The sequence below is a fragment of the Pseudoalteromonas sp. bablab_jr011 genome, assembly GCF_016464045.1.
In the GTDB taxonomy this organism is placed as follows: domain Bacteria; phylum Pseudomonadota; class Gammaproteobacteria; order Enterobacterales; family Alteromonadaceae; genus Pseudoalteromonas; species Pseudoalteromonas lipolytica.
Genome location: NZ_JACDWU010000190.1, coordinates 1 through 397, shown reverse-complemented (window position 1 = coordinate 397; position 397 = coordinate 1). Strand labels below are relative to the sequence as shown.

At 45.3% G+C, this 397-nt stretch carries 1 protein-coding gene; it reads right to left on the bottom strand.

Features of this window, described 5'->3' with window-relative positions:
• Positions 1 to 397: reverse transcriptase domain-containing protein (locus JIG41_RS11185; protein ID WP_249406646.1), on the bottom strand; the 397-nt coding region annotated here is incomplete at both ends.

The window sequence follows — 397 nt, the reverse complement described above, 5'->3', positions numbered from 1 at the left end:
GAGATATGATCCCGCCTTGTGGTGTTCCCTCGTCAGTGCGATAGAACAGCCCTTTGTCCATAAAACCAGACTTTAACCATTGTTCCAACATTCGTTTATCTACAGCTATATTATTCATAAGCCATTGATGCCCAATTTTGTCGAAACAGGCTTTAATATCTCCCTCAAGAACCCATTGAGCGGATTGCTTTTTACTCAAACAGAGAAAACACTGAGCAATAGCATCAGCAGTACTTCTGTTGCGCCGAAAGCCGTAACTATTTGGGTCAGCAAGTGTTTCTGACACAGGCTCTAGTGCGAGAAGATGAAGCGCTTGCAGCGCTCTATCGACCATACACGGGATACCCAAAGGTCTGAGCTTGCCGTTTTTCTTAGGGATGTAGATACGCTTGAGCGG